The following is a 25,798-nucleotide window of genomic DNA, read 5'->3' as shown; positions in this document are numbered from 1 at the left end:
ATCTCACGGATACTCAGATCGCGAAACCGTTTCGAACCTGCTAGTTGCGGAGCGCCCGCAGCAGCATCTGGGTCGGCTCTCCGTCCGGCGCCAGTCCGTTCTTCGACTGGAACGCCTGGATCGCGGCCTTGGAGCCGGAGCCGAAATTGCCGTCGACTTCGCCGCTGTAGTAGCCGAGCTCCTTCAGCCGGTTCTGCAGCTCGAACTTCTCGCTGATATCAAGCGAACCGTCCGGACGCGGCCAGCGCTGCTGCATGCCCTGGTAGCCGGCGATCTGGTCGGCGAGCAGGCCGACGCCAAGCGCGTAGCTGTCCGAGGCGTTGTAGCGCTTGATGACGAAGAAGTTCTTGGTCATCAGGAAGCCGGGGCCCTGGCCCCCGCTCGGCAGCTTGAGTTCGGCGCGGGTGCTGCCGTTGCGGAAGCCCTTGCCGTTCGGCCGGGCAAAACCGAGCGACGCCCATTCCTTGAGCGTCTTCGTCTGGCCGGAATATTTCGCGGCATTTGCCGGCGGGGCGACCTCGTAGCCCCAGGTCTCGCCCGGTTGCCAGCCATTCTTCTTCAGGAGGTTGGCGGCGGTCGCCAGCGCGTCCGGCACGGAGTTCCAGATGTCGCGGTGACCGTTTCCATCCGCATCGACTGCATAGAGCAGGTAGCTCGTCGGGATGAACTGGGTGTGGCCCATGGCACCCGCCCAGGAGCCGGTCAGCTCGCGCGGCGTGATGTCGCCCTTCTGCAGGATCTTGAGTGCTGCGATCAGCTGCTTCTTGGCATAGTTCGACCGCTTCGGATCCGCATAGGCAAGGGTTGCCAGCGCGCGCGGCACGTAGTGCAGGCGGTCATCCTTCTCCAGCACTGCGCCGTAGTTGGACTCCATCGACCAGATGGCCAGAAGAATGGTCTTGTCGACGCCGAAGTGTTTCTCCAGCGCGTTCAGCGTGCGGGCGTGCTTGGTCGCCATCTCCTGGCCGACGCGCTTGGTGTAGGGGTTCACGCGGGAATCGATATATTCCCAGATCTTGTGCTTGAACTCCGGCTGGTAGTTGGCCTTGTCGATCACCGTCTGGTCGGGCGACTTTACGCCGGCAAAGGCCTGGCGGTAGGTTGACTTGGTGATGCCGGCCTGGGCGGCGGTCGCGTAAAACTCGTTGATCCAGTTCTGGAACCCGGTATCGGCGCGCGCAGGTGCGGTGCCGAGCGTGGCGGCGGATAGGACGAGGGCGGCTGCGATATGACGGAAAAACGTCCTGCGGTTTCTGATCATCAGCTGTCGGTTCCGTTTCTCTGCGGAGCTTCGGCCGTCATGGCCCGAATCACTCCGCAAGGTGGCAGTCTGGGGCCAGCCTGGACGGTGGGGGCAGTCGTCGGCGGCTCCTGTTTCGGATCCGGCCGCGCTTGTTGCATTGCCGGATTGCAACGAATCTACAGAAACGTGGTCAACAAACCCTTTACCATGAAAATGTGGTGGCGTCTTCGGCCACAGAAAATGTCAAGCCTTGGTCGTGGAGTTCGCATATGCATTTGTTTCGTCGGTTCATGCTGTGTTCAGCTGACGGCATAGAGATTGCGGCTCCATTACGGAGCGCTGTATGGTTCGGGACGGATTGACGTCCAGGACCATTCGGCAAGAGTTATGAGTGAAATCCTTTCAAGGAGGTATCGATGACCGACAAGCGTAAAGTCCGCAAAGCCGTGTTCCCGGTCGCAGGACTGGGCACCCGTTTCCTGCCGGCGACCAAGGCCGTGCCGAAGGAAATGCTGACGGTGGTGGACAAGCCGGTCATTCAATATGTGGTCGACGAAGCGCTGGAAGCCGGGATCGAGCATCTGATCTTCGTGACCGGACGCAGCAAGGCTGTCATCGAGGACTATTTCGACATTCAGGTCGAGCTCGACCAGACGCTGCGCGAGCGCAACAAGAAGGCCGAGATCGCGCTGCTCGACGGCATCCTGCCGAAGGCCGGCACCACCAGCTTCACCCGCCAGCAGGCGCCGCTCGGCCTTGGCCACGCGGTCTGGTGCGCCCGTGAACTCGTCGGCAACGAGCCCTTCGCGCTGCTCCTGCCCGACATGATCATGAAGGGTGAGAAGGGCTGCCTGAAGGGCATGGTCGAGCTCTATGAGCAGAGCGGCGGCAACGTCATCGCGGTTGAGGAATGCGCGCCGGACCAGGCGCACAAATACGGCATCGTCGGCGTCGGCGACAAGGTCGGCGAAGGTTTCAAGATCACCAAGATGGTCGAGAAGCCAGCACCGGGCACTGCCCCCTCCAACTTCTTCATCAACGGCCGCTACATCCTGCAGCCGGAGATCTTCCCGATTCTCGAAAAGCAGGAGCGCGGCGCCGGCAACGAGATCCAGCTGACCGACGGCATGCTCAAGCTTTCCGACAACCAGCAGTTCGCCGCTTACCACTTCCGTGGCGATACCTACGACTGTGGCGCCAAGGACGGCTTCATCCTGGCCAACGTCGCCTTCGCGCTCGAGCGTGGCGATATCCGTCCGACCGTCGAAGGCCCGCTGAAGAGCCTGCTCGGCAGCCTGAAGTAATCGGCTTTCTCTTCTCGAAGGCAAGAAAGGCCGCGTCCATCGGGCGCGGCCTTTTTTTATCTGGATAATGGGATTGCCTCAGCGGCGCAGCGTCAACCCGACGCCGACGCGGGTGATGTCGGTGGTGTCGCCCTGATCGCGGGTGGTGCGCTCGTAGCTGACGTCGCCCGTCAGCGCCAGGTAGCGGTTGATGTCGTAGGTGAGGCCGGCGCCGGTGCGCCAGGTGGTCTCGTCCGACGAGCGGGCGTTCGAGGGGTAGTTGCGCAGCGTCAGGCTATTCGTCAGGCGCGCGACGAGATCCGAGCGCATCTGGTGGGTGATGATGTTGGTGAGGTTGTAGTCGATCGAACCAGCGTCGCCGGGCGTCGTTGACGGGTTGAGGTCGGTCGACACGGCGAAGAGCACGTCGGTGCCGCGTTGCGGCGACCAGTTGAGGCGGCCATCGACCGACAGGCCGCGGAGTTCGCCAAGCCGTTCATCCTCGAAATTGTAGGTTTCGTAGCCGAGGCCGAGCTCGCCATAGAGTTTCTCGCCGAGGTCGAGCTCGATACCGCCGCGTGCGGCATAGGTCTGATAGGAGCGTTCGAAACCGAGCGGATCTTCGCGCAGATCGTAGAGCGACTTGCCGACGGAGGCTTCGAGGAACGGGATCAATGCCGGCGACAGTTCGTAGCCGACGCGGGCCGTGAGCACACCGGTGTTGCGGTTTCGATACTTGACCGAAAGGTTCGTGCCGTTTTCGAGTTCGACATCACCATAGGTGCGCCGGTCGAAATCGATGCCGACCGAGCCGCGGATCAGACCGAAATCACGCTCAACGGCCGCGCCGAGGCGGTAGGTGTTGACCGCGGACTGGTTTTTGGCGTTGGAGATCGCGTTCGGGTCGTCGGCGTCCTCGCGCTCGAAACTGTAGCCGGCGCGCAGACGGGCGATCGTTTCGTCCCAGAGATCGAGCCGCAGTTCCGCATCGACATTGGCGCGGGGCTCTTCCTCGCCCTCGCCGGAGATGTTGTTCTGCAACACGCCTTCGCCGGTGACGGTCAGCTGATGCCGCGACCAGTCCGAGGTCAAGGTGCCGCGGATTCCGGTTTCGAGATAGCCGCGGTTGGTCTTGGTGTCGCCGTCCTTGCGCCATTCGTGGTTGATGGTCTCGCTGACGCTGGGGCGCAGCGTGAAGGTGCCGATTCGGATGCCCGGGGCGCGATCGTATTCGGGGTTGTCGGTCCGCAACCGCAGACCGTCGATCGTCGGCTCGCGCTGGTTCAGGCGAAGGTAATCCTCGTTAGAGGCCGGGGTCGGGTCGTCAGCGCTGACGGCGCCGGTGGTCTGCGGATCGGTGATTGCGGGCGTCGCGGCCGGAACGGCTGAAGGCGCTGTGCCCGCGCCATAGGTGGTCGTCGTCGGAGCGGTGGCGGGAGCGGTCGTGGCGGTCTGGGCGTTCAAGGATGCGGGGGCAAGCATCGCCGTGCCGGCCAGCAGCAACGCCAGCGACGTCGAACGCCGCGCGCCTCCTTTGATCGAGCGAGATGAGCCTGGCACCATATGCCGTTTGTCCACGAGCCTGATTGCAATCCTTTCGCAACCGTAAAGCGACGTGGTTAATCAATCGTTTCCAAACGGAAAAAACGTCGTGGCATCAGCCGCTTGCGGTTACACTTTCGACGGTCAGGTTGCGGCCGTGGGTGGAAACGACGCGCACTCTTGTACCGGCCGGCAGGTCCGGTCCCTCAACGACCCAGAACGTGTCGTCGAGCCGGATGCGCCCTCGGCCTTCGGCGATCGGTTTTTCCAGGACCGCGGTGCGGCCGACGAGGCTTTCGGCGCGCTGGTTCAAAAGCGGCTCGTCGGTGGTCTCGGATGTGGAGAGAACGAAGCGGCGGCCAAGGAGAACGGCCGCCACCGAGAGCAGCGCGAACAGCACGAGCTGGACCTGCCACGTCCAGAAGCCGACCTCCCAAAGCATGAGGGAGAGGATGCCGACTGCCAAGGCGGCGACACCGATCCAGATCAGGAACACGCCGGGGGCGATGAGCTCGGCGGCGAGAAGCACGAAGCCCAGAACCCACCAGCTCCAGGGCCCGAGTTCTTGAATGGCGCGTTCGATCATCGTCTACTTCCCTTGCGCGGGATCGGTCGGGAAAGCCGGCGTGGTGCGCGGCGTCGACTGGCGCGGGCGGGTCGCTGGCGCCGTCTGGCTGTCGCCAAAGACTTCCTTGGCGATGGCGCCGATGCCACCGAGTGAACCGATCAGCGCGGAAGCTTCCATCGGCATCAGCACGATCTTCTGGTTGTTGGCGGTGCCGATCGAGGCGAGTGCCTCGGTGTACTTCTGGGCGACGAAGTAGTTGATCGCCTGCACGTCGCCGGCCGCAATGGCCTCGGAGACCATCTTGGTTGCCTTCGCCTCTGCCTCGGCCAGGCGCTCGCGCGCTTCGGCGTCACGAAACGCCGCTTCGCGCTGGCCCTCGGCCTGCAGGATCGCCGACTGCTTGGCGCCTTCGGCGCGCAGGATCTGGGCGTTTCTGGCGCCTTCGGCTTCGAGCACCTGCGCGCGTTTCTCGCGCTCGGCCTTCATCTGGCGCGCCATGGCATCGACGAGATCCTTCGGCGGGGCGATATCCTTGATCTCGATGCGGGTGATCTTGATGCCCCAGGGGCTGGCAGCTTCGTCGACGACGTGCAGCAGCCTGTCGTTGATCGTATCACGGTTGGAGAGCAGTTCGTCGAGGTCCATCGAACCCATGACCGAGCGGATGTTGGTCATCGTCAGGTTGAGGATGGCGTTTTCCAGATGCGCCACCTGGTAGGCGGCCTGCGCCGCATTCAGGATCTGATAGAAGGCGACGGCATCGGCCGAAACGCTGGCATTGTCCTTGGTGATGACTTCCTGGGTCGGAACGTCGAGCACCTGTTCCATCACGTTCATCTTGGCGCCGATGCGGTCGATGAACGGCACGATCAGATTGAGGCCCGGCTCCAGCGTTTTGGTGTAGCGACCGAAGCGCTCGATCGTATAGCGGTAGCCCTGCGGCACCGTCTTGATCCCCATGAAGAGGACCAGGATGATGAGCACCACGAAGCCAATGACGACGATATCCATTCCGCCCAAGACTTACCCCCTTAAATTGCAATCTCGACCTGTGGCTGCAGTCTAGCGTATTCCGTTTCCCTTCGGAATCGCTTTTCCGCGGATTGCGCGTAAATTCAAAATGTTAGATTGCCGCGCTCGCCGGTGGGCAAGAGCGCGGCTCCTTCATCCTGAGTTGGCGGCCAGCGCGCCGTTCAAGTGGGGTGATGGGACGATTAAAGCCAGCCGGCAAGCTCCCGGCGCACGACGTGTTCGAGCACGGCCATGCCTTCGGCGCTGTCGTTCAGGCAGGGGATGTGGGTGAACTTCTCGCCGCCATTGTGATGGAAGCTTTCGGCCGCCTGCTCGGCGATCTCTTCCAACGTTTCCAGACAGTCGGAGACGAAGCCCGGGTTGAGGACGGCAATGCGCTTGACACCGTCCTGCGCAAGTTTTTCGACCGTCTTGTCGGTATAGGGCTGCAGCCATTCCTCAGGCCCGAAGCGCGACTGGAAGGTGACCTGCAGCTTCTCCTTCGACCAGCCGAGCTTTTCGCGCAAAAGCCGCGCGGTCTTCTGGCACTGGCAGTAGTAGGGATCGCCCTTGTCGAAATAGCTCTTCGGAATGCCGTGGAAGGAGGTCAGAACCACCTCCGGCTCCCAGTCGAGCGTCGCCAGGTGACGCTCGATCGAGGTTGCCAGAGCGTCGATGTAGACGGGATCGTCGTGGTAGGGCGGAACGGTGCGCAGTGCCGGCTGCCAGCGCATCTTCAGAAGCGCCTCGAAGGCCTTGTCATTAACGGTGGCGGTGGTGGCGGCGGCATATTGCGGATAGAGCGGGAAGACGAGAATGCGTTCACAGCCGGCCTTCTGCAGTGCGTCCATGCGCGAGGCGATCGACGGCTGGCCGTAGCGCATGCCCCAGTCGACGATGACGTTAGGCTGGTCGGCGAAGGACTTCGCCATCAGTTCGGACTGGTTGCGGGTGTAGGTCCGGAGGTAGCTTTCGTTCAAGTCCCTGTTCCAGATCGTCTCATAGGCCTTGCCGACCTTGCCGGGGCGGGTGTTGAGCACGATGCCGAACAGGATCGGGTACCAGAACAGTCGCGACCACTCGATCACCCGGCGGTCGGTCAGAAACTCCTTCAGGTAGCGGCGCATCGAGGTGTAGTCGGTGCCATCAGGCGTGCCGAGATTGACCAGCAGGATACCGACCTTTCCGGATTTGACGGACGGGTGGTTGGCAGGGGTGGTCACGGCAAGCTGATCGGTCATCTTCATCCTCGTCGGGTCCCCGTATCGGGACGCCGCTTTCGTTCCTTCGGTTTCCAGTCCTTCTAAAAAGAAAAGCCGGCGCGGGGAAGCCGCGCCGGCTCTGAAAGTAGAGGCAAATTGTCTTACTTTGCCGGAATCTCCAGTTCCTTGCCGACATGCAGGTGGCGCGGCGCCGGCTTGCCGTTGGCGTCGGAGATCTTCTTCCAGAGCGCGCCTTCGCCGTAGAAGGCCTTGGCGAGATCCCAGAGCGTGTCGCCCTTGGTGATCACGTGCTTCTGCGGGCCGCTCGCTGCCGCCGTGCCGCCGGCCGTTGCCGCCGGCTGGGCTGCCGTGGCGTCGGCAGCAGGCTTTGCGTCCGCCGCCGGCTCGGCCGTTGCCGCACCGGCCGCCGAAGCGACCTCGGTGATGCGGCCGTCGGTATAGGGCTTGAACGGCTGGTGGGCGGCAAGGTAGTCGGCAAGCACGGTTTCGAGGCCCGGACCGTAGTCGTAGGCGTTTTCACCCTTCTCCTTGAAGACGTCGTAGCCGTCGCCGCCATTGCGCATGTAGTTGTTGGTGACGAGCGAATAGGTCTTGGCCGGATCGAGCGGGACGTAGGCCTCGCCTTCCTTCACCTCGACCGAGACGACGCGGCTGCCGACCGGCTTCGACTTGTCGAAGGAGAACTTCATGCCGGCCACCTGCGGGAAACGGCCGCCGCCTTCTTCGAGCTTGCTGAGACCGTTTTCCAGGGCTTCACGAATGCCGTCGCCCTTCATCTGGAAGGTCGCAACCGTGTTCTGGAACGGCAGGACCGTAATGGCTTCGCCCATCGAAACGTCGCCGGCATCGATGGAGGCGCGCAGGCCGCCGCCGTTGGTGATGGCGATGGTCACACCCTGGCCCTTGACGCGGTCGAGCATGGCGTCGGTGAGCAGGCTGCCCATTTCGCACTCTTTGGTGCGGCAATTCTCGCGCGAGCCGTCGATCGGTGCTTCGGTCTTGGCGATGATCTTCGAGCGCAGCTCTTCGATCGGCTTGCCGAGTTCGGCGACGCGGGCGAGCACGGCCTCATCCGGCTTGACCGAGCTGTCGACCAGGATCGGATCGCCCTTGGCAGCCTTGACCACGCCCTTGTCGTCGAAGGTAACGACGAGGTCGCCAAGATATTTGGTGTAGGAGCCGGCCTGGACGACCGGAACCTTGTAGCCGCCTGGGTTATCGACCATCGTCGGGTAAGGACCCTCGGCTTTTGCATCGGTGTTGGACAGCAGGCTGTGCGAGTGGCCACCGACGACGACGTCGACATCCGGGATCTTGGCGATGGCCGCGAGGTCGCGCGGATAGCCGACATGGGTGAGCGCTATGATCTTGTCGACGCCCTGCTTCTTCAGCTCCTCGACGGCTGCCGTGGTGGTGGCGACGTCGTCGCCGATCAGGATGTCCGGGCCGGGGGAAGAGAGCTCCGGCGTGTCGTTGGCAACCGCGCCGACGATGCCGACCTTCTGGCCACCGACATCGAGCACGATCGACGGTTTGATGCGGTCGCCGATCTTCGACTTCTGGCTCGGCAGCACGTTGGCGGTGACGACCGGGAAGGCGATCTTGTCGAGGAAGCCGGCAAGGCCGTCCTCGCTCTCGTCGAACTCATGGTTGCCGACGGTCATCGCGTCGAACTTCATCAGGTTGAGGAATTCGGCTTCCGCGAGGCCCTTGTAGGTGGTGAAGAACAGCGAACCCTGGAAGTTGTCGCCGGCGTTGAGCAGCAGCACGTTCTTGCCCGAGAGGTCCTGGCGCTTCTGGTCGATCAAGGCCTTGAGGCGCGCGACGCCGCCGAAGCACTCGTTCTTGCCCTCCTCTTCCGCCGAGCAGGTGGAATCGAACTTGTTGATCGATTCGATGCGGGAATGGAGGTCGTTGATATGCAGGATGTTCAATTCATAATCGGCGAAGGCTGCGCCCGAGGAGAGGGCAAGAATGGACGCGGTCATCAGGCCGGTCCGCACGTGTCTGATCATGATGTTCTCCTGTTTTGCCGGTTGTCGCCCGACCGCATCCGGTCCGCCGAAACGGATCCGGTCCCCACGGTCGGGGTGGCTTTGCCGGGCCGGATGTTTTCATCACTTGAAGGCGACTTCAAGCGCTAAAACCATGCCCTGGTTGTCGGGTTTACCGTTAAGGTTAAGTCGTGGCCCGCAAACGAAAAAAGCCTCCGGACGGAGGCTTTTGCAATTTCGTGTTTTCTGTTTTAGCCGCGACGCGCGAGCGAGAACTGTGCCCCGGCGTCGGTGGTGCAGTTGAGCTGGTTCTGCGTGACCAGAGCGCAAGCGACCTTCGACTGGGTGTTGCGCACCAGCGAGGTCATATTGATCTCGACAAGCGTCGGGCTCGTCTTGACGTAGTTGCCCGAGGCGAGCAACTGGTTGGTGTCGGTCGTGCGCGTGGAGAAGGTACCACCGGCAAATGTCGAGACGATACCGTTCGGGTCTACCCAGGAGCCCTCGACGCCCGAAGCCTGGCGTGCCGGCTGCCCACCCTCATCGATGATCCGTGGCGACGACTGGCAGGAGGCAAGCGCGGCCGCGGTTGCGATTAGGGTCAGAACGGCGAATGGCTTCATAGGCGATTTCCCCCGCGTTTGGGTCGAGCGGATTGTTTCATTCCGGCAGACCATGCCGCGATCATGAGTTGAAAGCAAGAGCGGCAGGCCGCGGCCTCGGGCTTTTCCGCCAGAGATGAAAAGGCCCGGGGCACGTTCGTGTCCCGGGCCGGATGCGCTTACGTCTCAGCAGCTTAGCGAACGAGGATGTTCTTGAACTGCCACGGATCCTTGGTGTCGATGTCTTCCGGGAACAGGCCCGGGCGACCGTCGAGCGGGGTCCAGTCGGTGTAGTGACCTTCGACCGGGCCGAGGTAGGGCAGTTGGACTTCGAGGCAACGCTTGTAGTCCATCTCGTCGGCTTCGACGATGCCGGCCTTCGGGTTCTCGAGAGCCCAGACCATGCCGGCAAGAACAGCCGAAGTGACCTGCAGACCGGTCGCGTTCTGGTAAGGCGCGATGCGGCGGGTTTCTTCGAGCGACAGGCGCGAGCCGAACCAGTAGGCGTTCTTGTCGTGGCCGTAGAGCAGCACGCCGAGTTCGTCGACGCCGTCGACCAGTTCCTTTTCGTCAAGGACGTGGTGCACCGGCTGGGCGTTGCCGCCGTTGCCGAACATTTCGTGCAGCGACAGAACGGCGTCGTTGGCCGGATGGTAGGCGTAGTGGCAGGTCGGGCGATAGGTGACTTCGCCTTCCTTGTCGCGAACCGTGAAGAAGTCGGCGATCGAGATCGCCTCGTTGTGGGTCACGAGGAAGCCATACTGCGGGCCGGGGGTCGGGCACCAGCTGCGCACGCGGGTGTTGGCGCCCGGCTGCTCCAGATAGATCGCTGCCTTGCAACCCTTCTTGTGCTTCTTGGCGTTCTTCGGCATCCAGTTTTCATGGGTGCCCCAGCCGAGTTCGGCCGGCTGCAGGCCTTCCGAGATGAAGCCTTCGACCGACCAGGTGTTCCAGAAGGTGTTGAACGGCTTCGGGTTCTTGGTGCGCTGGGTGTCGCGCTCGGCGATGTGCACGCCCTTGACGCCGACCTTCTTCATCAGCTTGGCCCAGCCTTCGCGGTCGTCCTGATGCGGCTCTTCGAACTTCACGCCAAGGTCGTTGGCGAGGTTGAGGAGGCCCTGCTTGACGAACCAGGAGACCATGCCGGGGTTGGCGCCGCAGGTGGAAACCGCGGTCGTGCCGCCCGGGTTCTTTTCCTTTTCCTTGCGCACGGTTTCGCGCAGCGCATAGTTGGTGCGCTCGGAATTGTCCATTTCGGCGTCGAAGTAGAAGCCGAGCCACGGCTCGACGACCGTGTCGACGTAGAGCACGTCGAGCTTGCGGCACATCTTCATCAGGTCGAGCGAGCCGGTGTCGACCGACAGGTTGACGCAGAAGCCCTGGCCTTCGCCTTCGGTCAGAAGCGGCTTCAGCAGTTCCTTGTAGTTGTCCTTGGTCACATGCGCGCGAACGTGACGAACGCCATGGCGTTCGAAGATCTCGTTGTCGGCAGCATCCTCACGGGGCTCGACCACGATCAACCGGTTCTTGTCGTATTTGAAGTGGCGCTCGATCAGCGGCAAGGTGCCGCGACCGATCGAACCGAAACCGATCATCACGATCGGACCGGTGATCTCGCCATAAACCGGATAGGTGGTATCTGCCATTTTTGTCTTACTCCTGAGAAAACTTTCCCTGTGGCGGTGGGTGACTAAGCATGAGGAAGCGGCTGTGGCCGCTGTTCTGGCTCGTATGAATGTGCCGACGGCCGCGATGCCCGTGGGGCACGCGGCGCTGTAGAGCATAGATTGCTGTCACAATAAAGAGCCGGCGGGTCAACCGCTATTTGCGTCTGTGCTTAACCGGCGATCGTGAGAAGTGCTTCAATCAGCCCGTCCCGCTTGCTGACAAGCCCCTTGTAGGCGGCCTGCGGCAAGGTCAGGGCGCGCAGCTGCTCGACGAAGGACGCGGCCAGGGCTGCGGCATCCGGCCGCTTGCGCAGCATCGTCAGCGGGTCCGAATAGATGCGGATAGTGAAGACGAGCGCACCGGTCTCAGGCAGCTTGCGCAGCGTCTGCCGTTCGATGCGGATGAAGGTCCGCTCCTCGGTCATCTCGATCGCACCGGCGGCGATGCCTTCGGATTTCGATTTCGGCAGGTGCAGCGCGCCGTCGACATTGACCGCCCAGTTGAAGCGCTCGACGAAGCGACCCGGCGGCAGGTTGTCGAACATGCGGGCAATCAGTTCGGCATTGCGGGTGCCATGCTCGAAACCCGGGACGGGGCCATGGATCTCGTTCATGGTGCGGCCGTATTTTTCGGCGAGCGACCAGGACGAGGGAAAGGCGACATAGGCAGCGTTGAGACGCCAGCCGTCGTCGGTCTTTTGCATGATGGCGAGATCGTCCTGGACAAGCGATCCTGAAACGGCCAGTGGATCATCGCCGTCGAGTGGCACGGGCTCGCCGCCGACGATCATGCTGTCGCCGTCGCGGCGGTAGATCTCTGGGTAGGCGGCCGGCAGGTAGTCGACCAGAATGCCGAGCAGTTCGCGCTGGGCGTCCTGCGTACCGTCGGCTGCGGCAAACACGGTACCGCGCGCTTGCGCAAGCAGCAGCTTCTTTTCGGAGAGATAGTGCTGCAGCTGGTCGTCCGGCTCAATCCAGCGATCGGGGTCGAGCTGGGCAAGGCCGATGGTGAAAGGTTTTGAAGAACCGTCGTAAGGCGTATGCTTCATGCGGAGCGACCGGTCTAGGTTGCGATTTAACCATATTCCCTATCGTTTCGCACGGTGAAACGCTTGTCACAAGCGGTTCGTGCTATAGCTACGGTAGAAGCATCCGCTTCGCGCCATAATTGATTAGTTCCCGGAGGCGTGACAGACCGTGACCGGTAGTCATCTCAAGGCTCTTGCGGCCCTACAGAGTAAAACACCCGTGCTGATCGCACTTTATGATCAGCACGATCGACTGCGCTTCGCCAATCCGGCGTTTCGCGCGGCCTACCATGTCGGTCCGGACGAGAGCCCGACCTGGGAAGAGATCATGCGTCGGAACCATGCCGCCGGACAGGGCACCATCCTGAAGTCGGAAGACATCGATGCCTGGATCGCCTCGACATTGCACCGGCGCGGCAAGGTGCCGTTCCGCGCCATGGAAACAGACCTGCACGACGGTCGCTGGCTGTGGATGACGGAGACGGTGGATGCGGATGGCTGCATGCTGTGCATCGCCGTCGACGTCACGACGATCCATGCCGAAGAACGGGAACTGCGCCAGGACCGCGACTTTGCGCTTCGGGCCGCCCAGGTCGACGAGCTGACGAGCGTGCCCAACCGCCGCTACACGATGGGGCGTCTCACCGAGTTCATCGCCAACTGCGCCGAGAACCCGCATATGTGGGGCTGTGTCGCGATCATCGATATCGATTACTTCAAGGCGATCAATGACCGCCACGGCCACCAGCGCGGCGACGAGGTTTTACTCGACTTTGCGCGCCAGATGCAGGAGTTCGTGCGCCGTTCGGACTGCTTCGGCCGGATTGGCGGCGAGGAATTCATGCTCATCCTGCCTGATACCACCATCAGCGAGGGCCACCGCATTCTCGATCGTCTGCTCGAACGGGTGCGCAATTCCCGCCCGCTCGAGAACATCCCGGAGTTCTTCTACACCTGTTCGGTCGGGGTTGCGGAGTATCGCGACGGGGACACGGTCAGCGACCTCTATGCACGCGCCGATCAGGCGCTCTATCTCGCCAAGCGCGATGGGCGGGACCAGGTCAGGCGCCACACGCTTCCCGGCTCAGACCAGGAGGTTCACCCGGATCAGGCCCCGTAACGAGTTGCCGAGATAAAGGTCGCCGCGGGCGAGGTCGTTAAGTGAAAGCCGCGCAACTCGCGCGCGGCGCTGGCAGATGAGCTCGGTACGCAGCACGCCGGCAAGCAGGCCGCAGGCGATCGGTGGCGTCTTGAGGATGCCGCTGCCGTCGTCGAGGAAGACGGAGGTGATCGTGCCTTCGCAGACCTCATCCTTCTCGTTCAGAAGCAGAACTTCGTCGGCCTCGCTCGGGCCGAACTCGCCGCGGGCTGCCTCATAGGCGGCGCGGCGACTGGTCTTGTAGCGCAGCAGCGGATCGCCCGACTTCAGCCGGGTGCCGGCAACCCGTACCCGCCAGACCGTATCTTGGGGGAGCGGCGCGAAGGGGGCGGTCTTCACCTCGATATGGCCGTCCGGGAAGAGCTCGAGGCGAACGCGAAGCGCGGCGCCGCCATCGCCGGCCTTGACCGCTGCAAGCAGCGCGGCCTGCGCGCCATCGGCGCCCGAAATGCCGAGACGACGGGCGGATCGGACCAGCCGGGCGAGGTGCAGACGCAGGCGGATGAAACCGGCTTCGGGCTCGTAGCGCAGGGTTTCGATCAACGAGAAATCCGTCATCGGACGACCGCGTCGTCGGCGGGCGCGACATCGCCTTCGCCGAGCGCGATCCTGTCGTCGCCAACGGCAAAGCGGGCCTTCAGGAGGCACTCTTCGTATTCGGACTGGGCGGTGCTGTCGAAGACGATGCCGCCGCCGACATTAAAGACGGCATCGCCATTTTCGAAGAGCGATATCGTCCGGATCGCGACGCTGAAGCGCATCACGCCGTTCGGGGCGATGAAACCGATGGCGCCGCAATAGGCGTCGCGGGGACCGTCTTCCAGGTCGTGCAGGATTTCCATGGCGCGCATCTTCGGCGCCCCGGTGATCGAGCCGCAGGGGAAGAGCGCCGTGAAAATATCCTTGAGGCTGATCTCGGGCAGGAGCTTCGCTCGGACGTGGCTCACCATCTGGTGCACGGTCGGATAGGTCTCGATGTCGAAGAGTTTCGGGACATCAAGCGTGCCGACCTCGCTGATGCGCGAGATGTCATTGCGCAGGAGATCGACGATCATCCGGTTTTCGGCCTGGGTCTTTTCGTCGGCGCGCATGGCGGCGATGATCTCGGCGTCTTCCGGCGCCGACGCGCCGCGCTTGGCCGTGCCCTTCATCGGGTGGGTCTCGATCCAGCCGTCCGCATCGACTCGGAAGAAAAGCTCCGGCGAGCGCGACAGGAGCACTGGCCCGTCGAGCGCGACGAGCGCGCCGTACTTGACCGGCTGTCGGTCGATCAGCGACCAGAAGGCTGCGCGCGGGTCGCCGGACCAGCGGGCATGGATCGGCATCGTCAGGTTTGCCTGGTAACAATCGCCCTTTCGCAGATGCAGGTGCAGGCGGTCGAAACGTTCGCGGTAGGTATCGAAATCCCAGCTGGCGCGCGGTTCGCTCAAGAAGGGTTCGTTCTCGGTTCGCCGCTGCGGCTCGGAGAGGGGATGATCCTCGCTCGGCGCATCGAAGATGCCGAATGACATCAGCGGCGTCTTGCGATTTTCCTCGGCAAAGCCTTCGAGCTTCTCCTCGAAGAGATGGCCGGCCTCATAGGACATGAAGCCGGCAATCCATTTGCCTGATTTGTGCGCGCGTTCAAGCTCGGCAAGGCCGCGGACAAAATCGGCCTTCGTGCGGGCCGTTATGACGCGCGAAGGCGATGCGAAAACCGTGGTGCGGCTTTCGCTGTCGTCCCGGAACAGCACATAGGGTGCAGTGTCGCTCATAAAGTCGTCTTGTCGATCGCGCCGCGATCCGGACCCTTGTCCGGATCAGGCCTTATCAAGCGCTTCGAGTTCGTCGATGAGCCCTTCGATCATCGACAGTCCCTGTGCCCAGAACGACGGATCGGTGGCATCGAGGCCGAAGGGGGCGAGCAGTTCGGAATGGTGCTTGGTGCCGCCGGCCTTCAGAAGCTCGAAGTACTTGTCCTGGAAGCCCTGTTCGGCGTTCTGGTAGACCGCGTAGAGCGAGTTCACCAGGCAGTCGCCGAAGGCATAGGCATAGACGTAGAAGGGCGAATGGATGAAGTGCGGGATATAGGCCCAGTAGGTCTCGTAGCCTTCGGAAATCCGGATGGCCGGGCCAAGGCTCTCGTTCTGCACCGACAGCCACAGCTTACCGATATCGTCGGCCGTCAGCTCGCCTTCCTTCCGCGCGGTGTGCACCTTGCGCTCGAACTCGTAGAAGGCGATCTGGCGCACGACCGTGTTGATCATGTCCTCGACCTTCTGGGAGAGCATGGCCTTGCGCTCGCGCTTGTCCTTCGTCTGGTCGAGAAGCGCGCGGAAGGTCAGCATCTCGCCGAAGACAGACGCGGTTTCGGCGAGCGTCAGCGGCGTCGAGGCCATCAACGCGCCCTGTCCGCCGGCAAGCACCTGGTGCACGCCGTGGCCGAGCTCGTGGGCGAGCGTCATCACGTCGCGCGGCTTGCCCATGTAGTTGACGAGCACATAGGGGTGAGCCGACGGCACCGTCGGGTGGGCGAAGGCGCCCGGCGCCTTGCCGGGCCGCACCGGCGCGTCGATCCAGCGCTCATCGAAGAAACGGCGGGCGATATCAGCCATTTCCGGCGCGAAGGCATTATACGCGGAGAGCACCGTGTCCTTGGCCTCGTCCCAGGAGATCAGCGCGTTCGGCGTTTCCGGCAGCGGCGCGTTGCGGTCCCAGAAATCCATCTGCTCCATGCCGAGCCACTTTGCCTTCAGCGAATAGTAGCGGTGCGACAGGCGCGGATAGGCGGACTTGACCGCTTCGGCGAGCGCATCGACGACCTCGCGCTCGACGCGGTTGGCCAGATGCCGGCTGTCGGCAATATCCTTGAAGCCGCGCCAGCGGTCGGAGATTTCCTTGTCCTTGGCGAGCGTGTTGGTGATCAGCGTGAAGGTGCGGATATTGGCCTTGAAGGTTTCCGCCAGCGCCATCGCCGCCTTCTTGCGAACGTCGCTCGACGGGTCCTGCAGCAGGTTCAGGGTGACCTCGAGCGGCAGCGCTTCACCGTCGACAGTGAAGGTGAGGCTTGCCATAGTCTCGTCGAACAGCCGGTTGAAGGCGGCGGCACCGGTCATCGATTTTTCCAGGAAAAGCTGCTCCAGCTTGTCGTCGAGCTGATAGGGCTTGTCCATGCGCAGGTCGGTCAGCCAGGGCTTGTAATGGGCGGCGAGCGCGTCTGTTTCGAGTGCCTTGTCGAGGATCGCGTCGTCGATCCGGTTCAGCTCCAGGGAGAAGAACAGGAGATGCGCCGACATGTCGGTGAGCTTCGACTGCACATCGCCGTAAAGCTTGCCATTCTCCGGCTTGGACGTGTCCGAAAAATAGGTGAGGCCCGCAAACGACGCGATGCGGCCCATGATGTCTTCGAGCGCTTCGAATTCCCGCACGGCGGCGCCGATGCCGGCTTCGCCGCTCTTCGTCGCCGCTTCGGCCAGCTTGCCCTTCCACTTGGTCTCGAAGGCGATCGCGTCGGCATCGGCCTTCGTCATATCGTTGCGAAACGCATCCGAGGAAGCGGAGGCATAAAGATCCTCCAGCCGCCAGGAGGGCAGGTCACCGAGGTCGGCAGCGGCGCCATGGCTCTGGCCGGCGGCGGCGCGGACAACAAATTGCTCGGGGGCGAAGGGGCGGAAGGTCATCGTCGGATTTCTCTCGTTCGTGACAGGAAGAGGCAGCGATATGGGCCCCATTGCTATCGCCGGCAATGGATAAAATGCAAGCATTTCTCAAAACATGATGTTCAGCCCTTTATGGCACAGATGCCTGACGTGATTTGGCACATGAGGTTGGCCAAAGAGTACCGCGTGTCCAGAGCAGGAGGCTTCCGTGACATCACACATTCTGGTCATTGATGACGATCCGGTGCAGCGCCGGTTGCTGACGAACATGATCGAGCGTCTCGGTCATGTGGCGCATCTCGCCGATAACGGCCGCAGCGGTCTGGAACTGCTGGAGCGCAAGGGCGGCATGATCAATGTCATCCTTCTCGATCTCCTGATGCCGGAAATGAACGGCCACGGCTTCCTCGAAGCGCTGGCCGAGCGCGGCGTCGACACGCCGGTCATCGTCCAGACCGGACAGGGCGGCATCGAGACCGTGGTGCACGCGATGCAGGCCGGCGCCTTCGACTTCCTGGTCAAGCCGGTCTCTCCGGAACGGCTGTCCGTGGCCATCAGCAATGCGCTGAAAATGGCAAGCCGTGACGGCAAGGTCAAAACCTCGCGCCGTCCGCGCGGTGGCGCCGTCGGCTTCGATGATATCGTCTCGGCAAGCCCGGCGATGATCCGGGTGATCGACCTTGCACGCCGCGCCGCGCAGTCCAACATCCCGATCGTGCTCGAGGGCGAATCCGGCGTCGGCAAGGAAATGGTGGCGCGCGCCATCCAGTCGGCAAGCGACAGGGTCGGCAAGCCCTTCATCACCGTCAACTGTGGCGCCATCCCGCACAATCTGGTCGAGAGCATTCTCTTCGGTCACGAAAAGGGTGCCTTTACCGGCGCGACCGAAAAGCACACCGGCAAGTTCGTCGATGCGGACGGAGGAACCCTGTTCCTCGACGAGATTGGCGACTTGCCGCTCGAGGTTCAGGTGAAGCTGCTGCGCGCGGTTCAGCAGGGCGAGGTCGAGACGATCGGCGCGCGCCATCCGCAGAAGGTGAACGTGCGGCTGATCTCGGCCACCAATAAGGACCTGATCAACGAAGTGCGCGAAGGGCGGTTCCGCGAGGATCTCTACTACCGCCTCAATGTTTTCCCGATCACCATTCCGGCGCTTCGCCGACGCAAGGAAGATATCCCGGTGCTGGTGCGCTCCTTCGTCGAGCGCTTCGCCGCCGAGCAGCGGCTGAACCAGCCGCTGACGGTATCGAGCGGCGCGCTCGCGCTTCTGACCGCCTATGATTGGCCGGGCAACATTCGCCAGCTCGAGAACGCGATCTTCCGCGCCGTCGTGCTTGCCGAGGGCAACGAACTGACGGTGAAGGATTTCCCGCAGATCGCCACTCAGATACCCGGGTACGTGGTTTCCGATCGTTCGGGCTTCTCCTGGGGCGAGGGCGGACCGGAGCGGGCGCCGGCTGGCGGCGAGACGGCATCAAGCGTCTATCCAGACTTCGCGAGTGCGGCGAAATCCATGGAGGCGGAAGCCTCCAGCGACCCGCGCATGGAGAATGCGATCGCCAGCGTCGACGAGGGCGGAGACGTGCGCAAGCTTGCCGAAGTCGAGGAGGAATTGATTCGTTTTGCGCTGAAATTCTACCGCGGCCAGATGAGTCAGGTGGCCCGAAAGCTCGGTATCGGCCGGTCTACCCTCTACCGCAAGCTGAAGGATTATGGCATCGATCCCGATAACCCTTTGAGAGAGGCGGCATAAAATCGACGCATTCACGATTCATTAGCCGTGCTATTCAGTCACCGCCGTTTAGACCTTGTTAGTGAAGTATTCACTATATTATAAGGGGCGGTGACGACTGTGGCAAATTTGCCATGCTGTCACCTTATTTGACAGTCATCTGAGACAGCGAAGCACGGTTGTCCGTCGGACGGGGATTGAATGCCAAATTTGTTCGGTTTTAAGAAGCCGCTCGGCTCCTTAGCGAGAGTCTGCGCGGCGGTCACCCGCCGGGTGCCGCAGGTTCTGACATCCGTTGCTCTTGCGGCTGCCCTCGTTACGCCTGGTTTTGCTCCTCCCGTGGAGGCCGCAGGCCAGACCCGGACACTGAAGCTCTATTTCATTCATACTCAGGAAAAGGCGCAGATCACCTTCAAGCGCAATGGCCGCTACGACGCCAAGGGTCTGCAGGAAATCAACCGTTTCCTGCGCGACTGGCGTCGCAACGAGCCGACGAAGATGGACCCGCGCCTGCTCGATCTCGTCTGGGAAGTCTACCAGAAGAGCGGATCGCGCGATTACATCCACGTCGTTTCGGCCTATCGTTCGCCGGCGACCAACGGCATGCTGCGTTCGCGTTCGAAGGGCGTCGCCAAGAAGAGCCAGCACATGCTCGGTAAGGCGATGGACTTCTATCTGCCGGATGTGAAGCTGAAGACGCTGCGTGAAATCGGCGTGAAATTCCAGGTGGGCGGCGTCGGTTACTACCCGACTTCCGGCTCGCCTTTCGTCCATATGGATGTCGGTGGCGTTCGCGCCTGGCCGCGCATGAGCCGTGCCGAATTGGCGCGCCTCTTCCCCGACGGCAAGACCATGCATCTGCCGTCCGACGGCAAGCCGCTTCCGGGTTATGACCAGGCGGTTGCCGACTACAAGCGTCGCGTCGGCGCGTCGGCGATCCAGGTCGCCGGTGGCGGCGATACGGGCCCGGGCGATACGGCGAGCGGCAAGCGCCGCGGCAACCTGTTCGCCATGCTCTTTGGCGGCGGCGGTGACGAGGATGAAGAACCCTCGGCAATCGCAGCCGGCCCCGGTGCCGACGATGAAGGTGGCGCAGCTCCTGCTGCCAAGGTGCAGACGGCTGCCGCGCCCGCCGCTCAGGAAGCGCTGCCCGGCGTCGCCGGTTCTGTCGCCGCCGAGCCGACGGTTGCTGCCGAACAGAACATCAATGCGCCGGTCCCGGCGGTGCGGCCTGCCTTCAAGCAAGCGCCTGCCGATGGTGGCGTAGCCGTCGCCCTGGTGGCGCCGGAGAAGAACCCGGCGCAGGAAGCCCTTGCTGCCGCCCTGCCGCCAACCTCGGAAATGCCGAGCGAATTTGCCGACCTCGGCTCGATGAAGGTTCCTGTGCCGCAAATGCTTGACCGCCGCGACATGAACACGCTCGTCGCATCCGCCGATGCCGAGCCGGACATGCAGGCGCTCGGTTTCGTGCCGGTTCCGGCCGTGCGGCCCGCGGGTGACGCGGCGCTTGCCGCCGTTGCCGATGCACAGGTCGTGATCCCCTCCTTCGCGGAGCGCCCGGTCGTGGCATCCGCCGAACCGCCGCGCGACGTGGCGGCTGAAGCCAAGACCCGTGTCGCGCTTGCCCAGCCGACGCCAGCTGAACGTCAGCCGGTTGCCCAGCCGCAGCCGATCGAGATGGCAGCCTATGCGCCGCAGTCGGGTACAAATGCGCGCGCCGCGATCTTCGACAGCGCCTTCGACACGCAGGCGGAAGCTCCGGCCAAGGGCGGCCGACCGAAGAAGAACGACGCCGATGCCGCGACCCGCTCATCGGTGCGCGCCGAGCCGAAGCTGACCCAGAAGATCATTTCCGAATGGGCGCTTTCGACCGGCCGCGTCGCAACGCTTTCCAAGCCGGTGAAGGCGCCGCGCTTCGTCAGCAAGTCTCTGCGTACTGCTCCGACGACAGTCTATGCCGCCGGCTTCTCCAGCAGCGCCGGACCAAACGTCGACACGGCCCGGTTCAGCGGCAATGCCGTCAACTTCATGGAAGTGAAGAAGTTCAGCACCAACTGAGCTTCCACCAAACCATAGACACGAAAAAGCCCGCCGACCTGGCGGGCTTTTTCGTATCTGCATTCTGTCTTCGCCTTATGTCGGCTCCCGGCTGCATTGAGAGCCTCTGCTGCCGGCGTTCACGCGCGGAAGGCGAAGGCCGCCGACAGGCGGCCTTCAAAAAGGCTTGCTTATTCCTCGTCGGCTGCCGGCACCATGCCGAGCGCCTGGAGGTAGGTGTCGAGGATCGCTTCCTGTTCCATGCGCTCGTCGTGGTCCTGCTTGCGGATCGAAATGACCTTGCGCAGGATCTTGGCGTCGAAACCTGTGGACTTGGCTTCGCCATAGACGTCCTTGATGTCGTCGGCGATGGTCTTCTTTTCTTCTTCCAGGCGTTCGATCCGTTCGATGAAAGCACGAAGCTGATCGCGTGCGACGCCGTGAGCATCCGACATGGTCTTCTCCTTGATAGGGGGAATGGAATTTCTTGGGTGCCGTGACGTGCCGCGAACGGCCGCCAAGGTCAAGGGTGATTGCGCAACAACGCGGTCATTTCCGTGGCAGAGGCGGGCGAAACGACCCTTATTCCTTTGATCACGACGGTTTGCGTCGGCTCGATCCAGCCATCATTTTCAAGCGGCTTACGAGTTAGAGTGGAATGCCGCGGAAACCCGCACACGCCTTTCCTCACTCAGCTTTGGGCCGGTTGAGCTCGAACGCCGCCTTTTGTTCTGCGGATGCTTCCCTCTGGTTGCGCTCGCGCCATTCCTCGTAGGGCATGCCGTAGATGATCTCGCGCGATTCCTCCTTGGCAAGCGGAACGCCCGCCTGTTCGGCGGCTTCGCGATACCAATTGGACAGGCAGTTGCGGCAGAAGCCGGCGAGGTTCATCAGGTCGATGTTCTGGACATCGCTGCGCTCGCGCAGATGGTTGACCAGCCGGCGAAAGGCGGCGGCTTCGAAGGCGATCTGTTGCTCCGGGGTCAGTTCGGTCATGGTCGCTCGTCCTCTTCATCATAGGCGCCGGTGCGCGAGATGTGCCGCTCGTACCGATGCAGTTCGGGCATGGCGTTCAGGCTTGCGAGGATCGGCGCCAGCCGCTCGGCCCAGGCGGCAACGCCTTCAGCGTCGGCGATCAGATCCTGCCGCACCTCGATCAGGGCATGCGAAATGCCCGGCACCATGCAGTGCCGGAACATGGTATCGCCGCGCAACGCGCCGTCATAGGGTTCATTGTTGCCGACGACGATATCGCCCGGTGCCTCGAGCCTGTCGATCAGTGGCCGAACGGCGCGGCCGTCGCTGTCCCAGAGGACGGCGGCGTGCCAGGGACGGGCGACGCCCTTCCAGGCCGGCGTGTAGGAATGGATGGAGATGACCAGCGGTGCTGCGCCATGCGCCTCGGCGCTTCGGCCGATCGTCTCGGAGACGGCGCGGTGATAGGGACGATGGAACCGGTTCAGCCGGTTTTCCCACTCCTGCTCGGTGATGGGATGGTTTCCCGGAATGATCGCTCCGTCGGAAATCCGCATGATCAGCGTCGGGTCGTCCTCGCCGCGATTGGGATCGATCAGCAAGCGCGAGAAGCAGCCGAGAACGGCCGGCGCATCGAGCATCGCAGACACGCGCCGCACGAGCGCTTCGACACCGATATCATAGGCGATGTGCCGCTCGAAGGCCGCGGCGGGAAGGCCGAGACTGCCATACTCGGCAGGCAGCCGGTTCATCGCGTGATCGGCAAGGAGCACGAGCCCGGTTGTGGGCTTGGCTTCGATAATCTCATAGGGAGAATAGTGTTGCATGCCGTTCCAGTCCGTTTCAGCGCCCCGTCTCGCTGATCGCACGCGAGGGCGTCAATCGCAAGAAAAACGCAACTGTTTATCGAAATCCGAAAGCAATTTACCGATTGTAATCGATTAGAGTTACGTTGACTTTCGGGGCTGCCCGTCGCAAGAAAGTGCCACGCAAATCAAAACGGAGTTCCATCGGAAACCGTGTCCAGATATCCTTTTTCCAAAGCGAAGCCGGGGCTGACGACACTGGGAGGCATCCTCCTGTTTCTCCTGGCAACATCAAGCTCATTTCTTTTCGCCAGCGACGCACGCGCCGACTTCCGCGTGTGCAACGGCACCCAGACACTGGTTGGTGTGGCCATCGGCTACCGGGCCAAGGACGGCTGGATGACGGAAGGCTGGTGGCAGGTGCCTGCCAACACCTGCGCGACCCTGATCGAGGGCGAGCTACAGTCACGATATTATTATCTTTACGCGGAAGATGCGGCCCGTGGCGGCCGCTGGACCGGTGACGTCAACATGTGCGTTGCCGAGAACGAATTCAAAATCACGGGCGTGCAGGACTGCTTCGCCCGCGGCTTCCAGCGCATGGGATTCAAAGAGTACGACACGGGACGGCAGGGAAGCTGGATGGTTCAGCTTTCGGATCCGTCCGGCACGCAGGAAAGCCAGAATTGATGAAGCGGAACAGAAAAGTCAAAATCCTCGCAACGCTCGGACCGGCGTCTTCGGACGAGCAGATGATCCAGAAGCTGCACGAGGCCGGGGCCGATCTGTTCCGCATCAACATGAGCCATGCGAGCCACGACGTGATGCGCACGCTGGTGCAGCGCATCCGCGCAGTCGAGGCGCGCTGTGGCCGGCCGATCGGCATCCTCGGCGACCTGCAGGGACCGAAGCTGCGCGTCGGCAAGTTCGCGGAAGGCAAGGTGGACCTGAAGGTCGGCCAGACCTTCACGCTCGACAACAAGGACGTGCCTGGCGACAACACCCGCGTCTATCTGCCCCATCCGGAGATCCTCGAAGCGGTCAAGCCCGGCCATCGCCTGCTGATCGACGACGGCAAGCTGCACCTGAAGGCTGAAAAGACCGATGGCAAGAGCATCGTCACGACGGTCGTCGCCGGCACGAAGATCTCCGACCGCAAGGGCGTCAGCCTGCCCGATACGCTGCTTGCCGTCGGCGTACTGACCGACAAGGATCGTGCCGACCTCGACGCCGTTCTGGCGACCGGCGAATTCGACTGGGTGGCGCTCTCCTTCGTGCAGCGTCCGGAAGATCTGGCAGAGGTTCGCAAGATCGCCCGCGGCCGCGTCGGCCTGATGTCGAAGATCGAAAAGCCGCAGGCGCTCGACCGCATCGACGAGATCATCGAGCTCTCCGACGCACTGATGGTTGCCCGCGGTGACCTCGGCGTCGAGATGCCGCTGGAATCGGTGCCGGGCCTGCAGAAGCAGCTGACGCGTGCATGTCGCCGCGCCGGCAAGCCGGTAGTGGTCGCCACCCAGATGCTGGAATCGATGATTTCGGCTCCGGTCCCGACGCGCGCCGAAGTCTCCGACGTCGCGACAGCCGTCTTCGAAGGTGCGGACGCCGTCATGCTTTCGGCAGAATCGGCCTCGGGCGAATATCCGGTGGAAGCCGTTTCGACCATGGCGTCGATCGCCAGCAACGTCGAGCGCGACCCGCATTATTCCAGCATCATCTACGCGCAGCGCACGCCGCCGGAAGCCACCGGTGCCGACGCGATTTCGCTTGCGGCCCACCAGATCGCCGAGACGCTGCGGCTCTCTGCCATCGTCTGCTACACCTCGTCGGGTACGACGGGTCTGCGCGCCGCCCGCGAGCGGCCGCAGGTGCCGATCATCGCGCTGTCGCCGATCGTGCAGACGGCGCGCCGCCTTTCGGTCGTCTGGGGCCTACATTGCGTCGTCACCGAGGATGCGACAGACCTCGACGACATGGTCAACCGCGCATGCCGCATCGTTGCCTCGGAAGGCTTCGGCAAGCCGGGCGAACGCATCATCATTTCGGCCGGCGTGCCGCTCGGTACCCCTGGCGCGACCAACATGCTGCGTATCGCCTATATCGGCTCGGACGGCATGAGCGGCGTCTGACGCCCGCTCTCTTTTTCGGACTGCAACGAAACCCCCGGAGCGCTGATCCGCTCCTGGGGTTTCGTGTTTTGTTGATGATGGCAGCTAGCGGGATAACGGGCGCGCCGAGAAAGGCTGCCAGATGAGGTGCGGCCCCAACGGATGGCCTGGCACGATCAGGGTGTCTTGGCGGCGGCAAGCCTTTCTTCGGCGCGCTTTACTGCCGCATCCAGATCCCCGGGCTTGCCGGCCAGCTTCTCCACCGCGGCGACGATGACATCAGTGACCACATAGTCGGGCTTATGGCCGAGATTGCCGATCCAGAGCAACTCGGCGCCGGGGATATCGCGCGCCAGCCCGCGTGAGTGGATATCGGCCAGCACGATGCCATCGCTGTCGCCGGTGATGATCACCGTCGGTGCGGCGATCTCCCGGTAGCGCGGCGCGGTCGCGGTCAGATAGGCGTGCAGGTTGGCGATGTCGCGGGCATTGCTGAGGAAGGTCGAGGGACGCAGCACGAGATGCGGGCCGGTCTTGTCGATGTAGTCGGCCGGCCGTGGATTGGGCGAAAAGATCGAGTGCGTGCCGCCCTCGATGCGCCGCTGCCCAAGCGGCGTCACCAGCGTGTGGGCGAAGAGCCAGCCGACGAAGGGCAGGGCCGTCAGGCGGTAATACCAGTCGATGCCGCCGGGCCAGGGATGGGTCGCCGGCGCCAGCAGGACGAGGCCGGCGGTCTTGTCCGGGTGGTTGAGGGCGAAGCTCGCTGCAATCGCGCCGCCGAAGGAGTGGCCGACGATCACGGCGCGACGGATGCCGCGCTTGTCCATCAGCTTTGCGGTCGCATCCGCCTGACCGTCCGGCAAGTCGTTTTCCGGCCCGCCGCGCTCCGAGTAGCCGTGGCCCGGGCGATCGACGAACAGCATCTCGGCGCGGCCGTCAAGGGCCGGTGCGAAGGCATGCAGCTGGTCGAGCAGGTTGCCGCTGGCGCCATGGATGAAGACGACGGGCAAGAGGTCGGCTTGTCCGCCGGCGGGCAGGTGTACGCTGTTCATGCGGTAGCCGCCGATGTCGATCAGTTCGCCGACATTGGGAAAGCGCCGGGCGAAGCTACGCGCGTGCCAGAGGCTGTAGGCGACGCCGGCGAGTATCAGTGCAAGGAACAGGAGCGCAACTGGGAACATC

The 25,798-nt window shown here is 63.0% G+C and carries 22 protein-coding genes; 6 read left to right on the top strand and 16 right to left on the bottom strand.

The window, feature by feature from the left end:
* Positions 1-40: 40 nt before the first annotated feature.
* The gene (locus tag FA04_RS15250) at positions 41-1,261 is read right to left on the bottom strand and encodes a lytic murein transglycosylase (protein ID WP_034786785.1); all 1,221 of its coding nucleotides are present in this window, start codon (positions 1,259-1,261) and stop codon (positions 41-43) included.
* A gap of 398 nt (positions 1,262-1,659) precedes the next feature.
* Here FA04_RS15250 and galU point away from each other — a divergent pair, with 398 nt between their 5' ends.
* Positions 1,660-2,547, top strand: a complete 888-nt coding sequence (galU, locus tag FA04_RS15245; RefSeq protein WP_034786782.1) for a UTP--glucose-1-phosphate uridylyltransferase GalU — start codon at positions 1,660-1,662, stop codon at positions 2,545-2,547.
* 78 nt (positions 2,548-2,625) lie between these two features.
* Here galU and FA04_RS15240 read toward each other — a convergent pair whose 3' ends face one another.
* The 8 genes from FA04_RS15240 to FA04_RS15205 form a co-directional block, all read right to left on the bottom strand.
* A complete protein-coding gene (locus FA04_RS15240; protein WP_034786780.1) occupies positions 2,626-4,089 on the bottom strand; it encodes an outer membrane beta-barrel protein in 1,464 nt (487 codons plus the stop codon).
* 94 nt (positions 4,090-4,183) lie between these two features.
* A complete protein-coding gene (locus tag FA04_RS15235) occupies positions 4,184-4,654 on the bottom strand; it encodes an NfeD family protein (protein WP_034786778.1) in 471 nt (156 codons plus the stop codon).
* A 3-nt stretch (positions 4,655-4,657) separates the two neighbouring features.
* Entirely contained in the window at positions 4,658-5,656 is a 999-nt protein-coding gene (locus FA04_RS15230) for an SPFH domain-containing protein (RefSeq protein WP_089044972.1), read from the bottom strand.
* A gap of 194 nt (positions 5,657-5,850) precedes the next feature.
* Positions 5,851-6,888, bottom strand: a complete 1,038-nt coding sequence (gene hemH / locus FA04_RS15225) for a ferrochelatase (RefSeq protein WP_064817021.1) — start codon at positions 6,886-6,888, stop codon at positions 5,851-5,853.
* Between the two features lie 122 nt (positions 6,889-7,010).
* Positions 7,011-8,885, bottom strand: a complete 1,875-nt coding sequence (locus tag FA04_RS15220) for a bifunctional metallophosphatase/5'-nucleotidase (RefSeq protein WP_034806086.1) — start codon at positions 8,883-8,885, stop codon at positions 7,011-7,013.
* A 230-nt stretch (positions 8,886-9,115) separates the two neighbouring features.
* Positions 9,116-9,487 (bottom strand): outer membrane lipoprotein Omp10, encoded by a 372-nt coding sequence (gene omp10 / locus FA04_RS15215; RefSeq protein ID WP_034806089.1) that lies wholly within the window; start codon positions 9,485-9,487, stop codon positions 9,116-9,118.
* Between the two features lie 173 nt (positions 9,488-9,660).
* Complete coding sequence (locus FA04_RS15210) at positions 9,661-11,112, bottom strand: homospermidine synthase (protein ID WP_034806092.1); 1,452 nt, start codon at positions 11,110-11,112, stop codon at positions 9,661-9,663.
* 191 nt (positions 11,113-11,303) lie between these two features.
* On the bottom strand, positions 11,304-12,182 hold the full coding sequence (locus FA04_RS15205; protein ID WP_034806095.1) for a heme-dependent oxidative N-demethylase family protein: 879 nt from the start codon (positions 12,180-12,182) through the stop codon (positions 11,304-11,306).
* A 148-nt stretch (positions 12,183-12,330) separates the two neighbouring features.
* Between FA04_RS15205 and FA04_RS15200 the strand changes: the two genes are divergently transcribed.
* The gene (locus FA04_RS15200) at positions 12,331-13,281 is read left to right on the top strand and encodes a sensor domain-containing diguanylate cyclase (protein ID WP_034806098.1); all 951 of its coding nucleotides are present in this window, start codon (positions 12,331-12,333) and stop codon (positions 13,279-13,281) included.
* Here FA04_RS15200 and FA04_RS15195 read toward each other — a convergent pair.
* Genes FA04_RS15195 through FA04_RS15185 form a run of 3 tightly spaced genes read right to left on the bottom strand, consistent with a single transcriptional unit; the run spans position 13,246 to position 16,979 of the window.
* The gene (locus FA04_RS15195; protein ID WP_034806101.1) at positions 13,246-13,878 is read right to left on the bottom strand and encodes an aminotransferase class IV family protein; all 633 of its coding nucleotides are present in this window, start codon (positions 13,876-13,878) and stop codon (positions 13,246-13,248) included. The two genes, FA04_RS15200 and FA04_RS15195, sit on opposite strands and share 36 nt — an antisense overlap.
* Positions 13,875-15,074 carry an aminodeoxychorismate synthase component I gene (locus FA04_RS15190; RefSeq protein ID WP_051659724.1) on the bottom strand — a complete coding sequence of 400 codons (1,200 nt, stop codon included), beginning with the start codon at positions 15,072-15,074 and terminating at the stop codon, positions 13,875-13,877. Before FA04_RS15190 ends, FA04_RS15195 begins: the two co-directional genes overlap by 4 nt.
* 45 nt (positions 15,075-15,119) lie before the next feature.
* Positions 15,120-16,979: a M3 family oligoendopeptidase gene (locus FA04_RS15185; RefSeq protein ID WP_034806631.1), complete on the bottom strand. Its 1,860-nt coding sequence runs from the start codon at positions 16,977-16,979 to the stop codon at positions 15,120-15,122.
* Positions 16,980-17,166: 187 nt separating this feature from the next.
* Between FA04_RS15185 and FA04_RS15180 the strand changes: the two genes are divergently transcribed.
* Together FA04_RS15180 and FA04_RS15175 are read left to right on the top strand one after the other, a co-directional pair.
* On the top strand, positions 17,167-18,711 hold the full coding sequence (locus tag FA04_RS15180) for a sigma-54-dependent transcriptional regulator (protein WP_034806104.1): 1,545 nt from the start codon (positions 17,167-17,169) through the stop codon (positions 18,709-18,711).
* Between the two features lie 180 nt (positions 18,712-18,891).
* Positions 18,892-20,748 carry a peptidoglycan L,D-endopeptidase MepK gene (locus tag FA04_RS15175; protein WP_034806108.1) on the top strand — a complete coding sequence of 619 codons (1,857 nt, stop codon included), beginning with the start codon at positions 18,892-18,894 and terminating at the stop codon, positions 20,746-20,748.
* Positions 20,749-20,918: 170 nt separating this feature from the next.
* Here FA04_RS15175 and FA04_RS15170 read toward each other — a convergent pair whose 3' ends face one another.
* From FA04_RS15170 to FA04_RS15160, 3 genes are all read right to left on the bottom strand, one after another.
* Positions 20,919-21,182: a DUF2312 domain-containing protein gene (locus FA04_RS15170; protein ID WP_034806111.1), complete on the bottom strand. Its 264-nt coding sequence runs from the start codon at positions 21,180-21,182 to the stop codon at positions 20,919-20,921.
* Positions 21,183-21,414: 232 nt separating this feature from the next.
* On the bottom strand, positions 21,415-21,723 hold the full coding sequence (locus FA04_RS15165; protein ID WP_034806113.1) for a DUF1244 domain-containing protein: 309 nt from the start codon (positions 21,721-21,723) through the stop codon (positions 21,415-21,417).
* Entirely contained in the window at positions 21,720-22,529 is an 810-nt protein-coding gene (locus tag FA04_RS15160; RefSeq protein ID WP_034806115.1) for an N-formylglutamate amidohydrolase, read from the bottom strand. The genes FA04_RS15165 and FA04_RS15160 overlap by 4 nt, the downstream gene beginning before the upstream one ends.
* Before the next feature lie 192 nt (positions 22,530-22,721).
* Between FA04_RS15160 and FA04_RS15155 the strand changes: the two genes are divergently transcribed.
* Positions 22,722-23,198, top strand: a complete 477-nt coding sequence (locus FA04_RS15155) for a DUF1036 domain-containing protein (RefSeq protein WP_051659725.1) — start codon at positions 22,722-22,724, stop codon at positions 23,196-23,198.
* Positions 23,198-24,637 carry a pyruvate kinase gene (gene pyk / locus FA04_RS15150; protein WP_034806117.1) on the top strand — a complete coding sequence of 480 codons (1,440 nt, stop codon included), beginning with the start codon at positions 23,198-23,200 and terminating at the stop codon, positions 24,635-24,637. Before FA04_RS15155 ends, pyk begins: the two co-directional genes overlap by 1 nt.
* A 155-nt stretch (positions 24,638-24,792) precedes the next feature.
* Here pyk and FA04_RS15145 read toward each other — a convergent pair whose 3' ends face one another.
* Positions 24,793-25,797: an alpha/beta fold hydrolase gene (locus tag FA04_RS15145; protein ID WP_051659726.1), complete on the bottom strand. Its 1,005-nt coding sequence runs from the start codon at positions 25,795-25,797 to the stop codon at positions 24,793-24,795.
* Between the last annotated feature and the right edge of the window lies 1 nt (position 25,798).

The sequence above is a fragment of the Ensifer adhaerens genome (assembly GCF_000697965.2).
GTDB lineage: Bacteria > Pseudomonadota > Alphaproteobacteria > Rhizobiales > Rhizobiaceae > Ensifer > Ensifer adhaerens.
Note: the sequence above shows the minus strand (reverse complement) of the source record. Positions and strands in the feature narration are given on the sequence as shown.